The organism is Ruegeria sp. BB7, assembly GCF_056539365.1.
Window position 1 is genome coordinate 37,845 of the sequence record NZ_JBQFUV010000015.1, and the last position, 20,311, is coordinate 58,155.

Genomic DNA, 20,311 nt, shown 5'->3' on the forward strand with positions numbered 1-20,311 from the left:
ACCCCCCAACACCCAACAAGAAAGGTAAGAAACATGCTGGACATTTCCCAAGCCATAGGCACCACCGCCGACGTGATTTCGGTGCTGCGCCTGACCCCGATGAATTCCTCCACGAGGATCAACACGATCATATCGGTTCGGGCGCTGAGAGACGCCATGTCGGGCGGGCCGGACCTGCCTGCCGATGTGTTCTTCGATGCGGCCTTGAACCCGACATCGGAGCTGCGCGCCAAACTCGGTGAGAGGCATGCCCAGATCCTGAGCGATGCCAGGCGCGCCGAACGGGCCTGGGTGGAGGGGTTCCGGCGCAACCTGGTGCTGCGGCTCAAGGGCAGGCTGCCGTCTCTGGCCGATGCCATCGACGCGATTGAGGCCAGTGGAGCCTCGGACAAAACCCGGCGCAGCGTTGGCGCTCTGAAAGACCTTGCTAAGTCCCAGGCGACGGACCCGGAAAGCATCGTGGCGACGGCCGTCGTGGTGGAACCGCAGCTGCGGGCTTTGACCCCAGAAGACCTTGGCGTCCACACTCCCAAAGCGCTCAGCAACAAAATCGCCTTGATCCGCGCTGCGGTGAGGCTTGTGGATCCCAATGCGGTGTCGAGCGGGCCGGCGGATATCAAAACGCTTCCGAAACTTTGGCGGGACATGCTGGAAAAGCTCGAGGCAAAAATTCCGATGTCTTGTTCTGCGGAGAGGGCTATCCTCCGCCGCTTTGCGGTCCGAGCGGATAAAGACGGGCTGGCGCCGGCCCAGGTCCAGGCCGAATTCATCGCCGGCTTTATGGTCTATGAGCTGGCCACCAAATCGGCCAGCCATAAGGAAAAGCTGCGCCGGGCGGGAAAAATCTGGAACAGGGTGATCGCCCAGGACGGTCTGTCCGCCGCGCGGTTCGAAAACACCGGCCCTCAGAACAGGCTGCCGGATGTCGCCTGGAGTGAGCTACCCGACCCGATCCGGTCGCGCTTCGACGCGCTGACCGATCGCATGGTGGCGCCGCAGGGTGATGAGGCGTGGTCCTCCTTCATAGCCGACGAAGAGGATGATCTTGGTCTGGGCGATCTTGTCGCTTCCAATGCCGGGTCTGAGACGGTGCTGGCGCGCGAACAGGGCACACAGAAAAACCTGCGCGACGCGGTGAAACGCGTCTGGCATGCGGCCCAGACCAGCCCGAAGGTGGGGCAGAAACCGCGTGTTCTGGAAGACCTCTTCCGCGAGGACTGCCTTCTCGCCACGGTGGCGGCCATCCGCGGAAAACGCCGCGCGCGGGTCGAAGCCCGGGGCGAGAGCTGGGAAACTCACAAAGTGGGGCGCTACGAATGTTCGCTGATGCAGGCGCTGCATTCTGTCGGCAAGAGTTGCGAATTGTCGGACGAGCTGCTGGAGCCGGTCCGCCAGCTCACGCTCAAGCTGGATCCAAGTGTCGTCGGCACCAAGCTGAAATCCGATGGCACGCTGGCTTATGTTTATGAAGACCGCAAGATCGGTCGCCATCACGAGACCATGCTGCGCCAGTTCAACGAAGACTCGGCGCTGAAACGCTGGTTCCAGGCACCCGGTATACTTTGGAGCGAGGCTGAGAAATGGACCCGTCAGGGCAAGAACCGCCCGACCATCGCTCAGGCGTCGTTGGCGCGCTCCGCCCTGATCGCGCAACTGGCGCAACGGATCACACCGATGCGGCGGACCAATATCGCGCGATTGCGCGCCTTTGGCGAGGAAAGCCACCTGAGCTTGCCCGTAGGAGCAGGGGAGGGGACTCTGATCCTGCCTGGGGCGGAGCTGAAAAACCTGCGCTCCATCCATGTCACCATCGATCCGGAGACGGTGAAGATGCTGAAGCGCTTCATCGAAGTCTACCGTCCGCTTTTTGTCGAAAACGCCAAGTCCGATCCGGAAAACCCGCATCTCTTTCCCGGTGCTGCCAGCGCGCGCAAGGAAAAAGGTGAACATGGCGGATACGCGTCCGGTCTCGGCTACATCACAAAGGTAAAACTGTCCCAGCGTTTCCGGCAACACATCTGGAAACACTGCCAGTTGCGGATGGATCTGCAGGTGATGCGCCATATCGCCGGCAAGGTGATCCTCGACATGGATCCCAGCGCCATGGGTCTGGTGCAGGAGGTGCTTGGGCACAAGCGGATCGAGACCACGCAGTCTTACTACGCGCAGGTCTGCAAGATCGTGGCGCAGAAGAACTACCTCAACCTGCTCGACCAGTATTCCCGGCGGATCATGTCGCATGTGGATTTCCGGATCGACCTCGAGAAACAGATGGAGGGCTGAGACATGCCGCAGCACCGCCTTTCAATGCGACCTTTGGCTTGGCCCGAGGATATTCGGGCCAGGTTCAAGGACCGGTTTTCCGGCGCTTCGAAGTATCAGAGGCCGCGCCTTGAGCAGGGTCTGGGTCGCTGGCTTCTGGAGGCGGATCGTGATGATCTGCCCCCCGACCTGATCACGCCGGCCCTGATCGAACGCAGGCTGGGGCACCTGCGGCCGGAAATGGCTGCGGCCGCCAAGCAGGCGCTGCAGGCGGTCTTTCCCGACACGCCCGTCTTTGTCCGGGAAACTCGGGTCGAGGTGGAAAGCAAGCGCGCGGCGCTCAAGCGTGAGATCACCCGTAATTGGCATCGCCTGCCGCCCAATTGGCGGGAGGCGGCGCAGTCGAAGCTGCATTTCTGTCCGGAGGGCTTGCGTGACGGGTTGCTGGTCGAGGCCTGGACGGCGGATACGCTGCGATCCCGCCTGCAATCGGTCTGGGCCTTTTTCGACTTCTGCCGCGCAGAGGGATTGGAGGACGAAGTCACGCGGATCACCGTGCAGCGGTGGCTGGATGCCCGTCAGGCCGAGTTTCGGGCGGGTGATGTGTCGCTTGCGACGATCCACGGCGAGATTCAGCGCCTGAAGATGCTGGGAACGGCATTGTTCCGGGACCGGGATTGGACATGGCTCGATCCTGTCCAGCGCATTCTGAAAAAGAAGATGGCGCTGCAGCCCTCGCGCAATGACGCGCGGCTGGTGGATCTGGCCGAGCTGCGCCAGGCCGCGATCAGCTGTTCGGAGGTTGCGCTCCGCCATCACCGGGCGGCCACCGGGTATCGAGCCAAAACAACGGCTAACAAACTGGCACGCACCGGGCTTGCGATCAGCCTGCTGGTAAACTCGCCGATCCGGCGGGAGTCGCTGGCGACCCTGGATCTGAAAGAGAATTTTGATCCCGACTTCACACGTCTTTTTCTTTCGCCCCGGGAAACCAAGGACAAGAAAAGGGATGAGCGGGTATTGACCCCGGAGGTCCGCAAGCAGCTCACAGACTATGTGACGCATCACCGGGCCGCCGTCGCGCCGCTGCGGGAAACCGCGCTGTTTGTGGGCGGTCGCGGGAAACCGGTCGCGCCCGATTACCTGAGCCAGATTGTGGGCGACCAATGCCAGAAGCTTTTTGGCAAACGTGTCACACCGCAGGTCATCCGCAACATCGTTGCCGGTTTCATCGTCTCGCAGGTGCCGGAGAAGGCCCGTCTGGCCAGCGTGGTTCTGAACCACGCCTCCACTGCCACCACGGAAACCTACCGGGCGAATGGCAAACAGGTGCAGGCGGCGAAAAAGCTGCGGGAGGCCAATGATCAGGGCCGGTTGGATCACGGGGTTGCTCCATGCGGATCGGAACATTCCCACAAGGGCAGGGGTGGTAACAAATGCCGGGCCCGGCCGGCGCGACGCCCGCGCGGGAAACGGACCGGCACGTGAGCCCGCCAGCTTCCTGCGGGCCCCGTGATCCAATCGCGGAGCAATATTGACCCATTCATCCAAGCCGGGGGTTCTCCCCTCCGGCAAACACAGGAGATCGAACGAAACATGGAGAGCTATCAAATCTCGGCCGGTCGCAACCTGCTGCGCCGGAGCATCGATCTGGCGCCGGGAGAGCAACTGGTGAACCGGGCCGAGGAGAGGCTTGCCAATCTCTCCGGCGTCGAGTTCTCAAGCCGGGTGGTTGCGAGCAACGGTGTCGTTCACGAGGTGGCGGTATCCTTTGCATCGTCTTTGGGCGAGGTTGCGTATAAACGTCGACCTCAATCCCAAAGCAGCCGGTGGTCGACCTGGGTTTACGCACACCAGTCAGGCGAGAACCGGGGGAACCTCGTGGAGAAAACCCGGAAATTCTGGAACTGGGTGCTGCCGGCTCTGGATGACGTTTTGGAACTCGTTCCGTGGGATCACGTCCCGTCGGTTGCGGTGGCTGATCTCCCCGAGGCGCACCAGGCATTGATCCGAGACTATCTCCCGGGCGCCAATCAGACGAGCGCGAAGGTCCGGGATGCATTCGGGGATTTGCTTCATGTCCTTGCGCGCGATCTGAAGTGCGCGTGGAAAACGGAGGGGCGCGCCCGGCGGATCGACGCACTGTTTGAGGCCCTGCCAGTCGGGGCCGTCCTGATCGCCGGCGAGTGGAGTGTCCGGATCGGGATTGTCTCCGCGCGAAAAGGCAAGCGCACCGAGCGGTCGCTGTTGGTGCGCAGTCAGTTCGGCGAGCAATATTACGATCTGAATCGGTATATGCAGGACCGGTTCAAGCTGCTGACACCGGAGCGGGCCAATGAAGTGCCGCGAACCCTGATGTCGGCCCATGAGGTCATGCGGGCGGTGGCGCGAAACAAAGAATTGGTCGCGCGGTTTCCGGATCTGGTTTGATCTGCGTGGGCGCTTGTTCTGGTTCAGGTTTCACGAAGTCCAAAATGTTTGAGCGGAGCTCGGTCAAGCTCCGCTCTTTTCTTCACTCGTCTTTGCGCTTCTTTCGCTCGTCCTTCGATTTACGATAGGTTAACCAAGCTATCCAAATCTTTGCAACGCGAGTGATTGCATCGATGACCTCCACCCAGTTGGGCATATCTGGCATCCGTTCACCTTTCACAATGGGCGCGCCGGAGACAGAGTCTGCCTTGGAAAAAAGATAGCGATGTGGGTAGAAAAAAGTCACCGACACGGGCTGCGTAAATCGGGAACATGCCGGCCGTAACCAGTCATTTCCCTTTTCGTGTCGGTAACCTGTCGGCTGTGCAGGTCTGAATCTCAGTACCTGGCGAAACCTAGGGCATCGAAGACATGGGTATCCCTCATCGATCCGTCAAGACCCGGTGATGGATTTTGCAATAACCCATGGAGAAAAAAACGATATTTGCGCCTTTTGGTGCTCCAATTCTTTGGGGAGATTGAAGCTCCCGATAGCAAACTAACAAGCACCATACGTGGGATATCGCGCCCATTTCGGTTTTCCTGTCTGAAGGCGGGGCTGAGATCACTGCAATGTTGGAGTGGACTACCCGGCGCGCTCTTCTTGCAAAAAAGAAGAATAGATTTTCGATTATTTTAGGATTGGCTCAGTTGGTTTGTTCCAGTCCCGGAGGCCATTTTGTGAGGCCTCCGACCCTGCAACCAGCCATCTGACAAGGATAGGAGCAGACAAGGAAAGGCCGCGCTCTTGAAGCCGGGGCATGTCGTCCTGGCAATGAAAGGAAAGGCCATGTTTGATCTTTCTTCCAGCGGCCTGTCGGCATTACAGGCATTCTTTCACATTGAATACGAAGAGGTGCAGAACGCGGCTCTCCTATTGGGTGGACAACCCGCTCTGAGGCGTGCTCAGCGACTGCAAGATGACCTGCCCGATGCAGAGGGCCTGACGCGATCCATGCAAAACGATCTATATGCACTGCACGATCTTTTCATGCTGCGGAACGTGCATGAGGCTGGCAGCCTCGAGGCGGTGTGTTTTGCCGAACTCGATCCCGCATCCGAGGAAGTGCACGAGCTGTGCCGGCTCTGCGATGGGTTAACGGACTGCTTGCGGACGCTCGGTCTCATCGACGGCTCTCTCGATGAGGAAACTCTCCTCATCGCTGCGTGAAAGCGCCCCGGTCAGCATGCCCCAATTGCTGACCGTCTTGAAAGGCCGCGCGGCCCTGCGCGGTCTGTTTTGGGAGACCAGCATGACAAAACTCGAACCCATCGAGGATCTGATCTACGACACTCTGCGCCAGGGACGTATTTTTGCGGAGGCCTGGGAGAACGCCGCCATCGAAACCACTGGCACTATGAGCCGGCTCTGGCCGGAGCTATGCGCCCGCCTCAAAAACGGCGACTGCCTGAATGAAGATGACAGCAATGTCCTGCCCGGCTTTGGTGAAATTATCCTCGATGCCCGTGCCCGCATTCGCGCCAAACTGGATGAGGAGGGGCGCACCGACCTGGAACATCTGAGCGCGCGGAAGATCGAACTCGATCTGCTGATGGTGTATTTCACATCCTATTGGGATCGGCGCCAGAAAGTGTTCGATCGTCAGAAAGCGGAGCAGATCCACAGGGACATGTTCTGAAGAGCCGTATCGACCGGTTCTCGGTTCGTGTCGAGAGTTCGTGAAGGAAAGGATCTCGCCTGCCGCAAACTAGCGGGCGAGGTCATTTGCTGGTTAAGGGTGCGCAGTGGCAAACCCCAGCTCTGCGAGGTCATCCCTTCGAAGAGGAAGGATTTCCGGGGCAGGGGACGGCTGGCAAGCAGATGAAAATTTGGGTCGAGCCGCGACTGGATGCTCTGCTTGCGGAAACTCAGCGGCACGATAAAGGCGATCGCGTCGGCAAAACCGGCCGCGTGGTTGAAGAATTTAACGGCCGTTCGGCTCGACCTGCCAAAGGGGGGATTGCCGATCACCAGGCAAGCCCCGCTCTCTTCGGGCGGCTGCCAGGTTAAAAAGTCGGACTTTACGATGCCTGGGTCTTTGGGATCGATGTCCAGCGCGAAGTGGGGCCCGTCGAGCAGGTTGGAGAAAGCGCCGCTCCCGGCCGAGGGTTCGATTGCCATTCCCACCTTGAGATGACCGAGATGTTCTTTCGCAAATGCGACACAGTCCGCTGCGACCGCAGGGTCAGTGTAGAACTGGTCGAGGATGCGAGCTGATGAACGTGGTGTTTTCGATGTCATGGTTGATGTCCTTGCGTTGTGTGCGCGGGACATCGGTTCGTTTTCCAAAACGCGGAAACGCGTTCTGCAGTTTTTTATTGAATAAAATCAGTCTATTGTCGAAAAAATTTCTGGAAATCTCCGGCTCGCTTCCGCTTGGGGTCAATTCTCATTGCCGATGAAAAGGGGCAGGGCGCATAGGCTCACTGGCCGCTGGAAACAGTTGCGATGCGAGGGAAGGCTCGCAGTGGACGCGCGCGATGGAGAGGGCGCTGGAAAACATCATTTAGCCTGAATTGTGTCTTCAATTCTCGCCTCATGATTGTTACGCGTGCCGTACCGACAGGCGGGCGGGCCTGAAGACAAAAAGCAGAAGACCACCCATGCAGGACATTGACTGGCGTAACGCCAAGAAGGCTCGCGAAGAACTTGGGGACGTAATTTCCAAGTTTTTGCGGAACGTCGTGGACAAACCGGAGAAGGCGGACGGCAGCAAGATTGCTCTTGGACTGAAGGTGTCCGCCGGGCTGGGCAAAACCGACACCACCCTTCGATTGATCGCGGAACATGGGCCTTCCATCCTGAAGCGCGGACATATCCTGTTTTATGTTCCGACGCATGATCTCGCCGATCGTGCCGCAGAAGCGTTCGCCAATCGGAGAAGCGGGATACCCAGCTTCGTTTTGCGCGGGCGCGAAGCTGACAACCCGAAAACCGGTCAGCCCATGTGTGAACGCCCTGAGCTGGTCAGGAAGATCACAGGACGGGTTCCTTCCATCACAAAAGCCCTGTGCCGGGTTGAAGAGGATGGAGTGGCCATTGAAGCGCCTTGCGCCAACGGGTGCCCATATATGAGGCAGTTCGAAATAAGGGAACATAGCGTCATCTTCCTGGCTCATGCCTATCTGGCTCTACCGCCTGTCGTGCCTGGACCGGTGGCGCTGCGAGTCATTGACGAGAAATTCTGGACAACAATGACGGGTTCCGTCGAAATTCCGTTGAAGGAGTGGAACTCGGAAGAGTTGAGTGGTGTTCCGTCCGAGATTCAGGAAAAACACCAAACCGTCAGACAAACTGTCTATGCGGCTCTCAAAGACAACAAACCCATCCACTTGGCCCTGCGCGAACAAAGGATTGAGAGAGGGGATCTGGAAGCCATCTCCGCTCAATCGGGAGGGGCTACATCTGCATTGCCAATCGATCCTGGATCATCGGAACAGGAGATTGACAAGATACTCGGCCAAGCATCCGATGCCGGATTAGGTCAGTCCCAGGAGTTCACAAGAGTTTTCGGCCTTCTGGCGGATACATTCGACAGAGAAACAACCGAACGTTTGTCTCTTGTGAGCAAGAAGGCGGCGGATGCCCCCCCAGAGTGGATCAAGGCGCATTTTCTGAAAGAGCTGCCGGATGATGCTCCTGCGCTTTTTCTCGATGCCGATCTCGACGAGACCCTTGTTGAGCGGTTTCACCCCGGTGCCGAGGTGTTCACGCTGCTATCACCGCCCGAGGCGTGGGTTGTTCAAATCAGGGATTGGACCATGTCCAGAAACCTGCTCACGAACAAAAGCGACTCCGAAAAAACCAGAACAAAGCTGGCGGATATTATCAGGCGAGAGGTTTCCGCAGCGGACCAAGTGGGGGCCAGGACGCTTGTTGTCGCAACCCAAAACACCCTTCGGGCGCTTTGCGGTGATGTCGGTGCTACCTTCCACGACAACTCCGCTCAAAAGCAGACTTTGCACGGTGCAACTATCCGTTGGTTTGGTCAGAAGCTTCTTGGTGTCAACGATTTTGAGGACTACGGCACAATCATCTTGATCGGTCGCTTGCAAACAGATGTTGTTACCATTGAAGACGATCTCCGGGCCGTGTTCGGAGACAGCGAAGACCCCCTCAAATTCGCCCAGGAAGACAGGCTTGTTCAAAGCGATCGCCAAATTTTCATCAGAACAGGCGACGATGGGCGAACGCGACCCGATTGGGAGGTGAAGATCCTGCCCGTGCAAATCCATCCCGATCCCAGGGGGGACACCTTATTACGACAGAACAGAGAGGCGCATTCCAGCCAGGCGATTGCACGCTTGCGCCTGATTTCGCCGAAAAGACCCAAGCGGGTGGTCAATATCTGCAACATTCCGCTTCCAGGTTTGCCCGTTGATGAGCTTGTCAGTTTTGAGGAATTGTGGCGCGGAACGCCCGACCACTATGAAAAGCTGAAGAAAGCAATTGTCAACGCGGGTAGCCTGCCGCTTGAAGGGCTCAGGATATCCGGTGTGGGTCTCGTCGAGGATGCGTCTCATACATTCCGAAGCAAATCGTCGGGCAAGGAATTCAGGAGGAAAATATCTGCAGATACTGCCTTGTTGGCACTCCGGCAAGTTGCGAGCGACCTCAAGATGGCGGCAACTCCGGTGAGCCTTTCGAACCCATCTGGAGGACGGCGCCCGACGCTGGCCGTTGTGTTCGCGCATGAAGCAAACGCGCTCCAAAAGGCGGAGTCGCTATGGCCGGGTTTCACCTATTCACACATCGACTGGCCCGCGGACGCGATCCAAACTCCGCCGGAGGTGGACTCTGAGGCAGTGCTTGAGGCGGTCTGAACACCGCCCTTACAATTTCAGACCGCAGCGCACCAGCGCGCTGCGGGCCATGGTCGCGACAGGTCAGTAATACCCGCCGATCAGCATCAGAGGTTCGTCAAAGAATGCGGTGATCTGCAGATCGGAAAATCTGGCGCGGAGGTAGTGGATGATCGGCTCCGGTGGCGACCAAGGGGTCTCGAACGTGTATTGAACACTGGAGCCCTGGTGGTCGACCTCGATACCTTCCGCATTCCACTTGCAGCCCCAGTTTTCGCACCGCCATTTATAGGCACTCGTTGTTTCCAACTCTGTCAGCTCGTCCTGTTCTGCATCGGTCAACATCCGCCTTTCGCAGATCTCACCGTTTTCGTCGCATCGCTCATACCAATTTTTGACGGTGACAAGCTTGTCGTTGACATGGAAGGCGCAGTGTCCCTCTTGAACGTGCTTGACCAGGTCCGGCACCGGATCGATTGTCTCAAAATCGATGGGGCCGTTGGGCCCTGATACCGCTTCCATGAAGCGGGTGATCTGGTCCTCGGACGCGCCGTGGACACCGATGCGGTTGAAGCAGTAATTTGGCATGTTCACTCCTGTATTTCGTTTCACAGGAAGGACATCGGTTCGTTTGAAATTTCCGGAAATGGATTTCTGAATTTTCTTTGCCAGCGGCGAATATGCCCGTCGAATACGCCATGCATGGCGGCGTCTGACCAAAGATGGGCGGCCGCTAATAAAGATATGCTATTATTAGGGCGCACCCACCTTTGCAAAGAGCCGAGGTCGGCCATGGGTAAGGTCTGACCCGCTCCGGACGGAGTTGAATTTCCTTCAGATCCCCGGGGTGAGACCCGAAGGAAACCCCCTCCATCCAGCGAGCGGGACCAGAACGGTCTCAGTTCATTTCATGAAACATGCAGGCAAGGACCTGACCCGGACATGCCGTCCGGTCGGTTGGTCATGCTTGCGCCCAAGCCTGATACGGAGGACCCATCATGGGCGGTGTTTACATCAACAAAGCCGTGTTGCTCGACGAGCGCGACATCACGGAATTCTGCGGTTTTGAGCCGGCGAGTTTCGAATTGCTCAGCACCCTTGCTGACGATTGCGCCGAGGATCGCCTCGGCAATTGGGATCATCCCATTGTTCAGATCCTTGGCTGTTGCTCGGAACGGTTCGATACCTCCGAGCTGCGGTCCTACGATTGCCGCTCGATGTGGCTCTCCGAAGGAAAGAGCTGGGGCGACACGCTGGGCAACCTGTGCGCCGATCTCGGTGGGCTCGATCGATCCACCACCGGATCGTTCCTTGTGGCCGAAGATCGTGACCACCTGATCGCGGATGTGAGCGCGCAGATTGGCGGCTGTCTTGCGGAGGCGCACTTTGGCAAAGCGCGCAAGCTTGTGACCGCGCTGGAGAACCTGGCGGTGGCCGGGTTGCCCTGTTTCCGCGATGCCATTCACCTGACCGGTGGCGGTGACGAAGACGCATATGACCTGCGCGATGCCAACCATGGGGCAGGGCGGCGGGTGATCGTCGAAATGGCGTTTGTCTGGGAATAGCGCGTCAGCCGCAATCCGCAACAGATGCAGTTCAGGTTTTGGGTCATTCCTTGCTCACCTCCCGCTGGTGAGAGGTGCGGCAAGGAACGATCCAACCCCGATTTAATTCCCGTACCGGCTCAATCAACCCCCGCGCGCCATCGGAGGCATGCGGCCAAACCTTCACCATTTTCAAAGAAAAGGAACTCCAATGAGGTATGTAGAATGCACCCCTGAGCAATTCGCACGAGGCAAGAAACTCGCGCGCAAGGCGCTCGCGCATGCCCGTAAGCAACCCCTGGACCCACATGCGCACCGCATCGTCAGATCACCTCTGGCCGCCGCTATGGACAACCACGTACGGGTCAAGAACATTCGCTCGATTGTCTTTCGTAAGCTTGCCGAGGAGTGCTGGGTTTTCGACATTTTTTTCAAGAACGTTCCCCAGCATTTGCCAAATACGTTGAGCACGCATCCCATGGATGCCTTCCGGAGCAAGCGCGCTGCCTGGGCTGGCGCCTGCCAGGCGGTGACCGATATCTACCAAATCGAGATAGCCGGGAAGCAGACCCAGGTCGCGTTGGCAAATCCCGGATGGAGCATCGGCGAGGACATGATCCTCGATGGTTCCTGATCTTGAAGCTCGTGGGGCCTTGAGTGCACTGATTTCACTGCAGGCCTCCTGAGGCAGGGTTCGGTTTTGACCACCTCCTCTCAGTGCGAGGCGGTCACACCCTCCCGCTGCCCGAAGCAACACTTCCTGCCCGATACATGAAACGGGTCGGATTTCTCCCCGAATTGGTTGTTCGGAGATTCAGAACGAACCGATCTCCATCCCGCAGCCAAATGGCGCGCCGGGCAAACCCGGTGCGTCGAAATTCAACTTCCCCAGAAAGGAAACCCCATGGGTCTTGATGTCTTTTTCCTGGCTCCAGGAACAGACGATACTGTCTTCTACCTACGTAATCACCGCAGGTTTCAGGACATGTTCTTTCAGCATTCCGCCGGCGAGGTCCGAGAAGGCTTCACCGACTTTTACGTCAATGAGGACACGATCACCAAAGTGGCGCTCGACCTGTTCTTCGAACTGTCCCGGGACATGAAGCCACCGTTTGAGACGCCTCCCCAGGCGTTGCAGCCGCTGCATCAGGATGGTGAAGACGACCATCCCTGGCATGTCTTGCTGCACTATTACTTGCGTGTGGCCCAGGAGCTGTTTCAGGCGGTCAGGCAACACGGGTATCTTATCTGTTCCTGGTCGGCCTGACCTGCAAATGTGGGGTGCGCCTAATAATAACAGTCTATTAGGACACGCCCATCTTTGATCTTGCGCTCTCCGTCCAGCCATTTGGCCGGCACGATAGGTCACCGTGGGCGAGAAGCGATCCAAACGCGCGACGGGTCGGAAGCCTTCAAACGAGACGAGGCATCTCGTGCCCCATTTTTCCAGGCGCCCGGCAGTCTAGTCGGCAGGAACTGCAGTGATCCGTGGGAGTCATGCTCCCAAAAAAACAATCAATGTTCGGGAAAAAGTTTCCCGAATTTGTGAACGAACCAATGTCCTTCCCAGAATGAATGAAACCAAGGAGTAAATAATGGTGCAATGGTGTGACAACACCCTCATGATCTACGGAGATGAGGGCGACATTTCACAATTTGTCATCGACGTGGCTGGGGCAGAGGAGCCCTTCGAATTTGACCGAATTCTGCCGGTCCCGGAGATCCTTTTTTGCCACCGTGTTGGCCATAAGACCTTCGTCATCGATGGTGGTGAGGTGGAAGTGGATCGATGGTATTGCAAGAAAGATGATGACCATAAGGTCATCGAGGAACGCCCGCTTTCCGAAGAAGAGAAAGCCGAATTTGACGCTCTGGAGTATGATAATTTTCGGGACTGGGCGATTGAACACTGGGGGTGCAAGAGCGACACCGTTGATGCCGATGTCGATAATGACGGTACTTCGGTAATTTGCAAATTCCTGACCGCAGGCGGCCCGCCCAAGGCTCTCGTCAGCTACATGAGAAAGCACTATCCGAATTTCAATATCGTGGCAAAGTTCGACTACTTCGAAGTCGGCGAAGCCGGTTACTATTGAAGATCGATCAGCCTGGGCCACGTATGCGCTTGCACCAGGTCTGATTCCAACTTTGCGACTGTGCCGCCACTGACTGCACCACCACCAACGGTCAGGCCGCGCAGAAACGAGCGCTGAAAACCATCGGCGACATTTGTGAAACACGGGAAGAAGCACTTCCCGTGTTTGGCACCCAACCAACATCCAATCCAGTAAATCCGAAACCAAGGAGCCAACCATGCCAAACTGGTGTAGAAACACGATCATTGTCCGCGGTGACAACGAGGCTGACATTGATCAGTTCATGTCCATAGCCGCGGGTCCCTCAGAGCCATTCGATTTTGACCGGCTCGTGCCGGTTCCAACCGTGCTCAAGTATCTCTGGGGCGGGCGAAAGACCTTCATGGTCGACGGGTGTGAAGTCCATTGTCAGATGTGGTTCTCGAAAAGGGACGAGAACGGCAATGTTCTCGAGGAACGTCCATTGACTGCCGAGGAAAGAATGGCGTTCGACGAGCTTGGCGTAACTGGGTACGAGCATTGGGCCAGGGAAAACTGGGGTTGTAAATGGAATGCTTCGGATGGGGAATGCGATCGCAGCTGCGAAACCGAAGCAACCTACGAATTTGACACCCCCTGGGACCCTCCGGAGATTCTCATTGACACCATTAGATCCCGCTTCCCGGAACTGCAGATCATCGCCAAGTTCGACTGTCTGGAAGATGAAGAGGCCGGCTATTATTGAGCTACCAACGGTCTGGGCGATGCCATCGCGCCCGCCCGGATCGTCGGGGTTTTCCAGATCTGTCCGCCGAACTGGAAATTGAGCTTGAGAAATTGGCCCGCGATTGCCGCGGCAAAAAAAGAGGAGACAATATGGGTTCGGACGAATTGCGCAAAGCCCAGATCGCGAGGAGGCCGGATCTCAAGGCCTACCTCGAGAAAAACGAGCCGTAATGCAGGCTTGCGCTGGAGTTTCGCAAAATGCGGATGTTGGCCGGTCTGACACAGGAGGCTCTTGCGAATGCGTCCGGTCTGCCGCTGGATGTGATTGACGGGCTGGAATCACCATCCGGTGCCATGCCGCCTGATGAAGAAGTTCAGCTGTTCAAGGCGGCCTGCGAAGACATCGGCTCCGGTCAGAGGTGAGTAATCAGAACCGATGTTTTGCTCGAAAACTGAAGGGTTACACGAGCAGGATGTCGCGTGATCCTGTTACAATGAAGGATGCCTGCATCCCCCTTTCCCGGCCCTCAACGATGCGTTTTTCAAAAACCTGTGGGGTGTTGTCGCGCTAATTTGCGTCGCACCAAGGGGTGCTGATGCTCGGGTTTCACGCAGCTCGGGTTGCGTCATTCCAGGCGTCAAATGCCTCGAAACAGTGATATCGGGTTGTTAAGGCTGATCACGGATGGGAGTGGGCAGATTGGCAATTGCCTTACTGAGAGCCGCTTTGACAAAGCCCGCAAGCTGGTGACTGCGCTTGAGAACCCGGCGGCGGCAGGATTGCCCTGTTTCCGGGATGCCATTCACCTGACCGGTGGCGGCGACGAGGATGCATATGACTTGCGTCAGGCCAGCCATGGGGCAGGGCAACGTGTCATCGTCGAAATGGCTTTCGTCTGGGAATAGCACACACGCTGCTCGCGCATTCAAGACAGTTCAGGAATTGGGTCATCCCTTGCTCAACTCCCGCTGGTAAGAGGTGTGGCAAGGGTCGATCCAAATCATGCCCATACAACGGCGTGACGGAAAAATTCCAAAATTTCTTCGAAATCCATTTCCGGGATTCTGAAACGAACCGATCTCCCTTTTGTGACGAAGAAAAACTTCACCACCCCAACCAGAACCATCAGATTGAAAAGGAAAAAAGATGGGTGTCATTACTTACAACAAGTGCTTGCTTCTCGACGAACGTGACTTCGAGGAATTGAAGGCATCGCCAATGGCGACTTTTGCAGAGCTTTCAGAGTTCATCGAAGACGAGGCGCTTGACTATATGGGCGTGGACGATGAATTCGACGTTCAGACCGAGCTCATCAGCGTTGTGTCTGAGCGGTTCGATGCGGCAACGGAAGAGCCTTATTTCGACCCCAGCTACGTCTGCGACAACTGGAAGACCAGCCTTGAAAACATCGCGATTTACTTGGGCGAAGTCGAAAAAACTGTTGCAACCGAGTTCCTCCGAACCGGTGATTTGGAGGCGTTAAAAGCTGCGCAACTGGACGTGCTTCAAACCAGAATTGGCGCGGAGCAGTTCGAGAATGCTCGGGCTATTTTGACCGGGCTCGAAAACCTGAACAATTCAGGGCTGCCAGGTTTTCGCTCCAATTGGCATCAAGAGCTGGGTGGTTCTGACGAAGCCTACGACTTCCATGAACAGAACCACGGGGCTGGAACCCGAATTCTTGTTGAATACGGGGTTTGCTGGCCCTGAGTATGGGGCGGTTTCCAATGGGAACTGATTTTACAACTATTGTAGTGCGATTTGGCTGCGGCGTTGTTGCGAGAAGCGGACAGCGGCAGCCATCGCCCGGGGTGCCCGGTAGATCGCCATGGCTGGATGCAAGCAAGGTTCCGGTCATGCGCGGTGACCCATCAGAGTTTCGACATTGTGGCTTCGTATGACTTCTTCGAAATCGGCGAGACAGGGTGTTACTGAAGATCGCCCAGCTTGTGCGACGGGTTGTGTAACCGCAGGCTGGGGATTTGTGCTTGAAACTGAGCTGTTTAGGAAGTTGCATGGATTTGGACGAACTGCGCAAGGCGTTGATCAAGAGGCGACCCGCGCTCGGGGCCAACCTCAAAAGAAACGAACCGAAACTCAAGCTGGCATTGGAGCTAAGGAAGATGCGAGTTAAAGCAGGCCTATCACAAGAGGTTCTTTCGAAGCTATCTGGTTTGTCCATTGACGTGGTTGAAGAGCTGGAATCTCCTTCAGGGGCGATACCCATTGATGCCGAAGTCCAGCAATTCAAAAAGGCTTGCGGTGACGCCGGCGCTGGTCAGAGCTGAGCGATCAACCTCGCTCGGCCCTGCCACTGTCAACAGTGCGTTTCCGAGAGAAAAGTGGACTTGATATTATTCAAGTGTCACTTTGAGCGTGTGGGCGGCATGTCTATTTTAGCACGTACTGGTTTTCCCAACCGGATTTTAGAGGGGGTATTGAGTGTGATGTGCCGCCCCACGAAACCCCAAAAACATCAGTCAGCGTGCTCGGATTTCTGCAGGGATGTATGATCGCCTTGAAAATTGAATCAGGAACAGGATGCATGGAATGAGGCGAGTTTATTGCCGACTTCTTGGACATAGATGGCTCGTTCGTTTCGCCGGAGGTTCGTCTGTTCATCAATGTGCACGCTGTGGTGTCGCCGGTGATGCGTATGGGAATGAAGTTCGCTGATCATACAGCGGATCTCATATACATTTAACATAATTTGGCCTATGCGTGGATTGGGTGTACACGGGGGTACATTCTAAACTGCGTTGCGACAAATCCCCTATCTTGCTGAAAAGCAAGGAGAACGGAAATTGGCACACACGGAATTGGATCTACACGAGCGGCGCGTCATTGAGGACATGTTGAACGCAAAGATGCCTGTCAGCAAGATTGCGGTCGAGATCGGCAGGCATCGGTCCACGGTTTATCGAGAGATCAACCGGAACCGTTTCGAAGACTCCGAGTTGTCGCATCTGAGTGGCTACTATGGCGTCAAAGCACAACGAACGGCGCAGTCCAGACGCGCTCGGCGGCGAAAGCTGATCCGTTTGGAAAATCTGCGCGCACATGTCATCGACCGTTTGATTGCAGGTTGGACACCGGAACAGATCGCGGGCCGCCTCGGTTACGACGATCAGCCTGTCCGGGTCAGCCACGAGACGATTTACGCCTATGTCTACAGCCCCGAAGGCCAATCCGAACAACTGGCGCGACACTTGCCGAGCCGACGTAAGAAACGCCGACCGCGTTATGCCAGACGGCCCAGAGGCCAGGTTTTTCCGCCTGACCGGTCTATTCACCAGCGCCCGGAATGCGTAAAAACACGCGAAGAATTCGGCGATTGGGAAGGCGACCTGATGATCTTCGAGCGCCACACGGGTAAAATGAATGTCGCCTCGTTGGTCGAGCGGAAGACCCGGTTTGCTGTGCTGTTCCGCAACAACGACCGCAGTTCAACGCATTTCATGAACAAACTGATGGATGTGATGGAACCCCTGCCCCAACCAGCACGACGCTCGATTACATTTGACAGGGGTTTTGAATTCCGAGAGTGGCGCAGGCTCAAATCGGGCATCGGTACTGAGAGCTGGTTCTGTGATCCTCAAGCGCCCTGGCAGAAGGGATCGGTTGAAAACCTGAACAAGCGGGCCCGCCGATACCTTCCACGCGACACCCAACTCGCGGCGCCCTCAAATCGCAAAATGAAGGCGATTTGCGACCGCCTGAACGGAACCCCGAGAAAGTGCCTCGGATGGCAAACTCCAACCGAGGCATTCAGAGATGAACTCATGACGCTGAGATAGCGGGAACCGTCGCAACGACCCTTGAGACTTCTCGGTTGGATACACAAACGAAGTGCAAATTCTGTATCAAAACAGAATGTTGCGATGGCTTTAAACATAGGCCTACTTCAGAAGCGGTTTCACGATGAACGTGTGCCAGTTTGCATTGTCGTTCTTCGTTGCCTGTATACGCACCAGATCTGGCAACCTTGACGCATCCGACCAAGTTCCGCCCCACGCGCTATCGTCAAGGTGAGAGTCAAAGAAGGAAAGGGCCGGACTGATGTCTTGAGCAACAATCTCCGTATGAGTGGCCAAGGTCTCACCATCATCATCCATCTCAGTGATGGTTATCAACAGGTCGCCACCGTCACTTTCGACGAGGACTCTAAGAGCGGCGGCTTCAAGAGCGAACCCTTTGGCATGGGTCGTCGTAAACTCCAAGCGCGTGGCCGCCCCAACAAATTCAACGGGGTATGGCGCTATGCCGGTTGGAGGGGTTGCGTTGGCTAGCCAGGATCGCAATCGAGCTTTCAATGCAACTTGTTCGTATTGTTGCGGATCCAGACGTACTCGGTCATAGACCGCTACGGCAAAACTGAGCGCCCCGGACAATCCTACCGCGATCAAGGCCAGCAATGCCAAAGCAATCAAAAGCTCGAACAAGCTAAGGCCGGATCGGGCGTTCATTTCAGTGCCCGAATTTCTGAGGCCTGGAAGAGTACATTGCCGGCCTTGTCTTTGACGTCAATCGCAACTTCGACCAAGTCAATTTCGGAACCGGTGATGATATGCGGTTCAATGCGTTGATACAGGATCCAATCCCCGACCCAGTCTGTGCTTTCTCCGAAGGATAGGGCTCGGGCAACTCCCAATTCGCTCAACCGGGAATAGGCGATATCCGCCGCAACGGCTTTTTGAGAGCTTGTGGTCGAACGTTCCAAAAACTCCGCCTGACGCGGCAAAACCACGGACAGCACCATCGTCATAACCGCAAAGGCGATTAGCACCTCAAACAGCGAATACCCGGCTCGTTTACTCATCGCGAGCAGCCCTCGAAAATAACCCGGTCAAAGGGGACAAGATGAGGGTTTCCTGCTGAGTTCCCTCTTCCAGGCAAATCTCGCCCCCTGATGCGGTCCCGTCCGGAAAAAAGTTCAAATTCACTGGCTCATCAACGCAATTCACGATTTCGATCCCAACCGCTTGGTTCGTTCGGATTGCCTTTAGTCGCGTGTCGCTGATTTTCGAGACAAGATCAGATATCTGTCGGTTCAATTTCATCTCATCCGACGGAGGTCGAAACCCCGCAGCAGAAACAGCTATCACCATCGCCAGGATTGACAGAGCGATCAGAACTTCAAACAGAGAATAACCCGCCGCGCCCGGGACGGACGTTTGGGATCCCGGGGCAACATCAGAACGCGACATCGTTCAGAGACATAATGGCAGAGATGGTGGACATGATGACACCGCCAACACCAAGCCCAATGGCCAGCGTAAGCGCCGGGGTGATCAATCGAACGGATTGCGCACGTATCTGAGCGCTTCGCAATCGCAGATCAGCGACGAGACGATCCAGAACCTGCACCATTTGATCCGATGCTTCAGCGGCCTCAATCATCGCGACTGTCATAGGGTCTATCAGAGGCGTCGATTTGAACGTAGACGACAACGTATCGCCTGCAACGATCCTGTCCTCTGACTTCACGAGAAGATCCTGATAGGCTTGTTGTGCAGTCGCCTGCTGTGCTGTTTCCACTGCACGTGGGAGCGTTGATCCGCTGGACAACATCATAGTAATGGCATCAAGAATTTTCAGCGTTTCCGAGATGCGCAGATATCGACCGATGACCGGTAATTTCAGCAGAAGCGGAGAGGAAACCGTCTTGATGCGCGTCTTGAGGATCTGCCAAAAAGCAAACACTCCAGCGCACAGAACGAGAACCACAAGCCATTTGTCGACAAGCAGATCGCGCAGGTTTGTCATAGCACCAAGTATGAAAGGCGGTGCGGACTCCGCATTGTCGAAAACCGGCACGAGTGTGGGTGCCAAATAGAAGACCAGCAATGCCATAACAAACAGCGACATAATAATGAGGATCACCGGATAGATCATCGCCGAACGAATTTCCCGTCGCTGTTTCGAGTCGCTCTCTAATCCTGCCGCGATACGGGCCGCAACACTGCGTAGGTTGTTGGCCGCTTCACCAATCTCGATCATGGTGATCAGGCGTTCAGGGAAATAGCCTCCCGCTTCGCGCATCGCATAAGCCAGCGTCTTGCCATCCGCCACGTCTTGTTCAAGGCGTGACACAGATTGAGCCATCTGTTTATCTTTGACATTCTCGGAACAAAACCTGAGAGCCTGCCGCAACGGTAGATGAACATCAAGAAGGCCAGCAAGGGTTCGGAAAAAGTGCTCCAGCGCTGCTGGAGACGCTTTAGTATCGCCTGACCCTAGCGAGATATCCCTTTGCCACCAAGGCAGTTTGAGAGCGCCCTCCTCAATTGAGACAGGTTGCAGGCCCTTTCCTGTGAGCGCGCTCAATACCGCAAGTTCATCCACAGCCTGAATCTCGCCTTTCTCCAGCTTTCCCAAACCGGTGTATGCGGTGTATGAATAGCGCTGCACGTTGACGTTCCCTTGTTTAA

The 20,311-nt window shown here is 56.3% G+C and carries 22 protein-coding genes; 16 read left to right on the top strand and 6 right to left on the bottom strand.

From position 1 onward, the window contains the following. Nucleotides 1–33: 33 nt before the first annotated feature. From ACR0D7_RS16935 to ACR0D7_RS16955, 5 genes are all read left to right on the top strand, one after another. On the top strand, nucleotides 34–2,283 hold the full coding sequence (locus tag ACR0D7_RS16935; protein WP_480680077.1) for a hypothetical protein: 2,250 nt from the start codon (nucleotides 34–36) through the stop codon (nucleotides 2,281–2,283). A 3-nt stretch (nucleotides 2,284–2,286) separates the two neighbouring features. After that, nucleotides 2,287–3,750 carry a hypothetical protein gene (locus tag ACR0D7_RS16940; protein ID WP_480680078.1) on the top strand — a complete coding sequence of 488 codons (1,464 nt, stop codon included), beginning with the start codon at nucleotides 2,287–2,289 and terminating at the stop codon, nucleotides 3,748–3,750. Nucleotides 3,751–3,858: 108 nt separating this feature from the next. Next, complete coding sequence (locus tag ACR0D7_RS16945) at nucleotides 3,859–4,692, top strand: hypothetical protein (protein WP_480680079.1); 834 nt, start codon at nucleotides 3,859–3,861, stop codon at nucleotides 4,690–4,692. A gap of 829 nt (nucleotides 4,693–5,521) precedes the next feature. Beyond that, nucleotides 5,522–5,902 (top strand): hypothetical protein, encoded by a 381-nt coding sequence (locus tag ACR0D7_RS16950; protein ID WP_480680080.1) that lies wholly within the window; start codon nucleotides 5,522–5,524, stop codon nucleotides 5,900–5,902. Next, a complete protein-coding gene (locus ACR0D7_RS16955; RefSeq protein WP_480680081.1) occupies nucleotides 5,874–6,371 on the top strand; it encodes a hypothetical protein in 498 nt (165 codons plus the stop codon). The genes ACR0D7_RS16950 and ACR0D7_RS16955 overlap by 29 nt, the downstream gene beginning before the upstream one ends. Here ACR0D7_RS16955 and ACR0D7_RS16960 read toward each other — a convergent pair. Then, nucleotides 6,335–6,973, bottom strand: coding sequence for a hypothetical protein (locus ACR0D7_RS16960; protein ID WP_480680082.1), 639 nt, complete (start codon nucleotides 6,971–6,973; stop codon nucleotides 6,335–6,337). The two genes, ACR0D7_RS16955 and ACR0D7_RS16960, sit on opposite strands and share 37 nt — an antisense overlap. A 362-nt stretch (nucleotides 6,974–7,335) precedes the next feature. Here ACR0D7_RS16960 and ACR0D7_RS16965 point away from each other — a divergent pair, with 362 nt between their 5' ends. Continuing rightward, on the top strand, nucleotides 7,336–9,555 hold the full coding sequence (locus ACR0D7_RS16965) for a hypothetical protein (RefSeq protein WP_480680083.1): 2,220 nt from the start codon (nucleotides 7,336–7,338) through the stop codon (nucleotides 9,553–9,555). A 63-nt stretch (nucleotides 9,556–9,618) separates the two neighbouring features. Here ACR0D7_RS16965 and ACR0D7_RS16970 read toward each other — a convergent pair whose 3' ends face one another. Next, nucleotides 9,619–10,122, bottom strand: coding sequence for a DUF1281 family ferredoxin-like fold protein (locus ACR0D7_RS16970; protein ID WP_480680084.1), 504 nt, complete (start codon nucleotides 10,120–10,122; stop codon nucleotides 9,619–9,621). A gap of 410 nt (nucleotides 10,123–10,532) precedes the next feature. Between ACR0D7_RS16970 and ACR0D7_RS16975 the strand changes: the two genes are divergently transcribed. From ACR0D7_RS16975 to ACR0D7_RS17020, 10 genes are all read left to right on the top strand, one after another. Continuing rightward, nucleotides 10,533–11,099: a hypothetical protein gene (locus ACR0D7_RS16975; RefSeq protein ID WP_480680085.1), complete on the top strand. Its 567-nt coding sequence runs from the start codon at nucleotides 10,533–10,535 to the stop codon at nucleotides 11,097–11,099. A gap of 190 nt (nucleotides 11,100–11,289) precedes the next feature. Continuing rightward, nucleotides 11,290–11,712, top strand: a complete 423-nt coding sequence (locus tag ACR0D7_RS16980) for a hypothetical protein (protein ID WP_480680086.1) — start codon at nucleotides 11,290–11,292, stop codon at nucleotides 11,710–11,712. A gap of 270 nt (nucleotides 11,713–11,982) precedes the next feature. Beyond that, nucleotides 11,983–12,345, top strand: a complete 363-nt coding sequence (locus ACR0D7_RS16985) for a hypothetical protein (RefSeq protein WP_480680087.1) — start codon at nucleotides 11,983–11,985, stop codon at nucleotides 12,343–12,345. 328 nt (nucleotides 12,346–12,673) lie between these two features. Beyond that, on the top strand, nucleotides 12,674–13,174 hold the full coding sequence (locus ACR0D7_RS16990) for a hypothetical protein (RefSeq protein WP_480680088.1): 501 nt from the start codon (nucleotides 12,674–12,676) through the stop codon (nucleotides 13,172–13,174). A 217-nt stretch (nucleotides 13,175–13,391) separates the two neighbouring features. After that, nucleotides 13,392–13,898 carry a hypothetical protein gene (locus ACR0D7_RS16995; protein WP_480680089.1) on the top strand — a complete coding sequence of 169 codons (507 nt, stop codon included), beginning with the start codon at nucleotides 13,392–13,394 and terminating at the stop codon, nucleotides 13,896–13,898. A gap of 239 nt (nucleotides 13,899–14,137) precedes the next feature. Beyond that, nucleotides 14,138–14,302, top strand: coding sequence for a hypothetical protein (locus ACR0D7_RS17000; protein ID WP_480680090.1), 165 nt, complete (start codon nucleotides 14,138–14,140; stop codon nucleotides 14,300–14,302). Nucleotides 14,303–14,521: 219 nt separating this feature from the next. Beyond that, nucleotides 14,522–14,785: a hypothetical protein gene (locus ACR0D7_RS17005; protein WP_480680091.1), complete on the top strand. Its 264-nt coding sequence runs from the start codon at nucleotides 14,522–14,524 to the stop codon at nucleotides 14,783–14,785. 241 nt (nucleotides 14,786–15,026) lie between these two features. Then, a complete protein-coding gene (locus ACR0D7_RS17010) occupies nucleotides 15,027–15,590 on the top strand; it encodes a hypothetical protein (RefSeq protein ID WP_480680092.1) in 564 nt (187 codons plus the stop codon). Nucleotides 15,591–15,895: 305 nt separating this feature from the next. Further along, nucleotides 15,896–16,168 (top strand): helix-turn-helix domain-containing protein, encoded by a 273-nt coding sequence (locus tag ACR0D7_RS17015; RefSeq protein WP_480680093.1) that lies wholly within the window; start codon nucleotides 15,896–15,898, stop codon nucleotides 16,166–16,168. 516 nt (nucleotides 16,169–16,684) lie between these two features. Next, complete coding sequence (locus ACR0D7_RS17020) at nucleotides 16,685–17,677, top strand: IS30 family transposase (RefSeq protein WP_480680094.1); 993 nt, start codon at nucleotides 16,685–16,687, stop codon at nucleotides 17,675–17,677. Nucleotides 17,678–17,779: 102 nt separating this feature from the next. Here the strand turns inward: ACR0D7_RS17020 and ACR0D7_RS17025 are convergent, their stop codons facing one another. From ACR0D7_RS17025 to ACR0D7_RS17040, 4 genes are read right to left on the bottom strand one after another with little or no spacing between them, the layout of a single operon-like run. Beyond that, nucleotides 17,780–18,346 (bottom strand): prepilin-type N-terminal cleavage/methylation domain-containing protein, encoded by a 567-nt coding sequence (locus ACR0D7_RS17025; protein WP_480680095.1) that lies wholly within the window; start codon nucleotides 18,344–18,346, stop codon nucleotides 17,780–17,782. Further along, nucleotides 18,343–18,699 (bottom strand): pilus assembly FimT family protein, encoded by a 357-nt coding sequence (locus tag ACR0D7_RS17030; protein ID WP_480680096.1) that lies wholly within the window; start codon nucleotides 18,697–18,699, stop codon nucleotides 18,343–18,345. Before ACR0D7_RS17030 ends, ACR0D7_RS17025 begins: the two co-directional genes overlap by 4 nt. Further along, nucleotides 18,692–19,087 carry a pilus assembly FimT family protein gene (locus ACR0D7_RS17035; RefSeq protein ID WP_480680097.1) on the bottom strand — a complete coding sequence of 132 codons (396 nt, stop codon included), beginning with the start codon at nucleotides 19,085–19,087 and terminating at the stop codon, nucleotides 18,692–18,694. Before ACR0D7_RS17035 ends, ACR0D7_RS17030 begins: the two co-directional genes overlap by 8 nt. Further along, nucleotides 19,074–20,291, bottom strand: a complete 1,218-nt coding sequence (locus ACR0D7_RS17040) for a type II secretion system F family protein (protein WP_480680098.1) — start codon at nucleotides 20,289–20,291, stop codon at nucleotides 19,074–19,076. The genes ACR0D7_RS17035 and ACR0D7_RS17040 overlap by 14 nt, the downstream gene beginning before the upstream one ends. Between the last annotated feature and the right edge of the window lie 20 nt (nucleotides 20,292–20,311).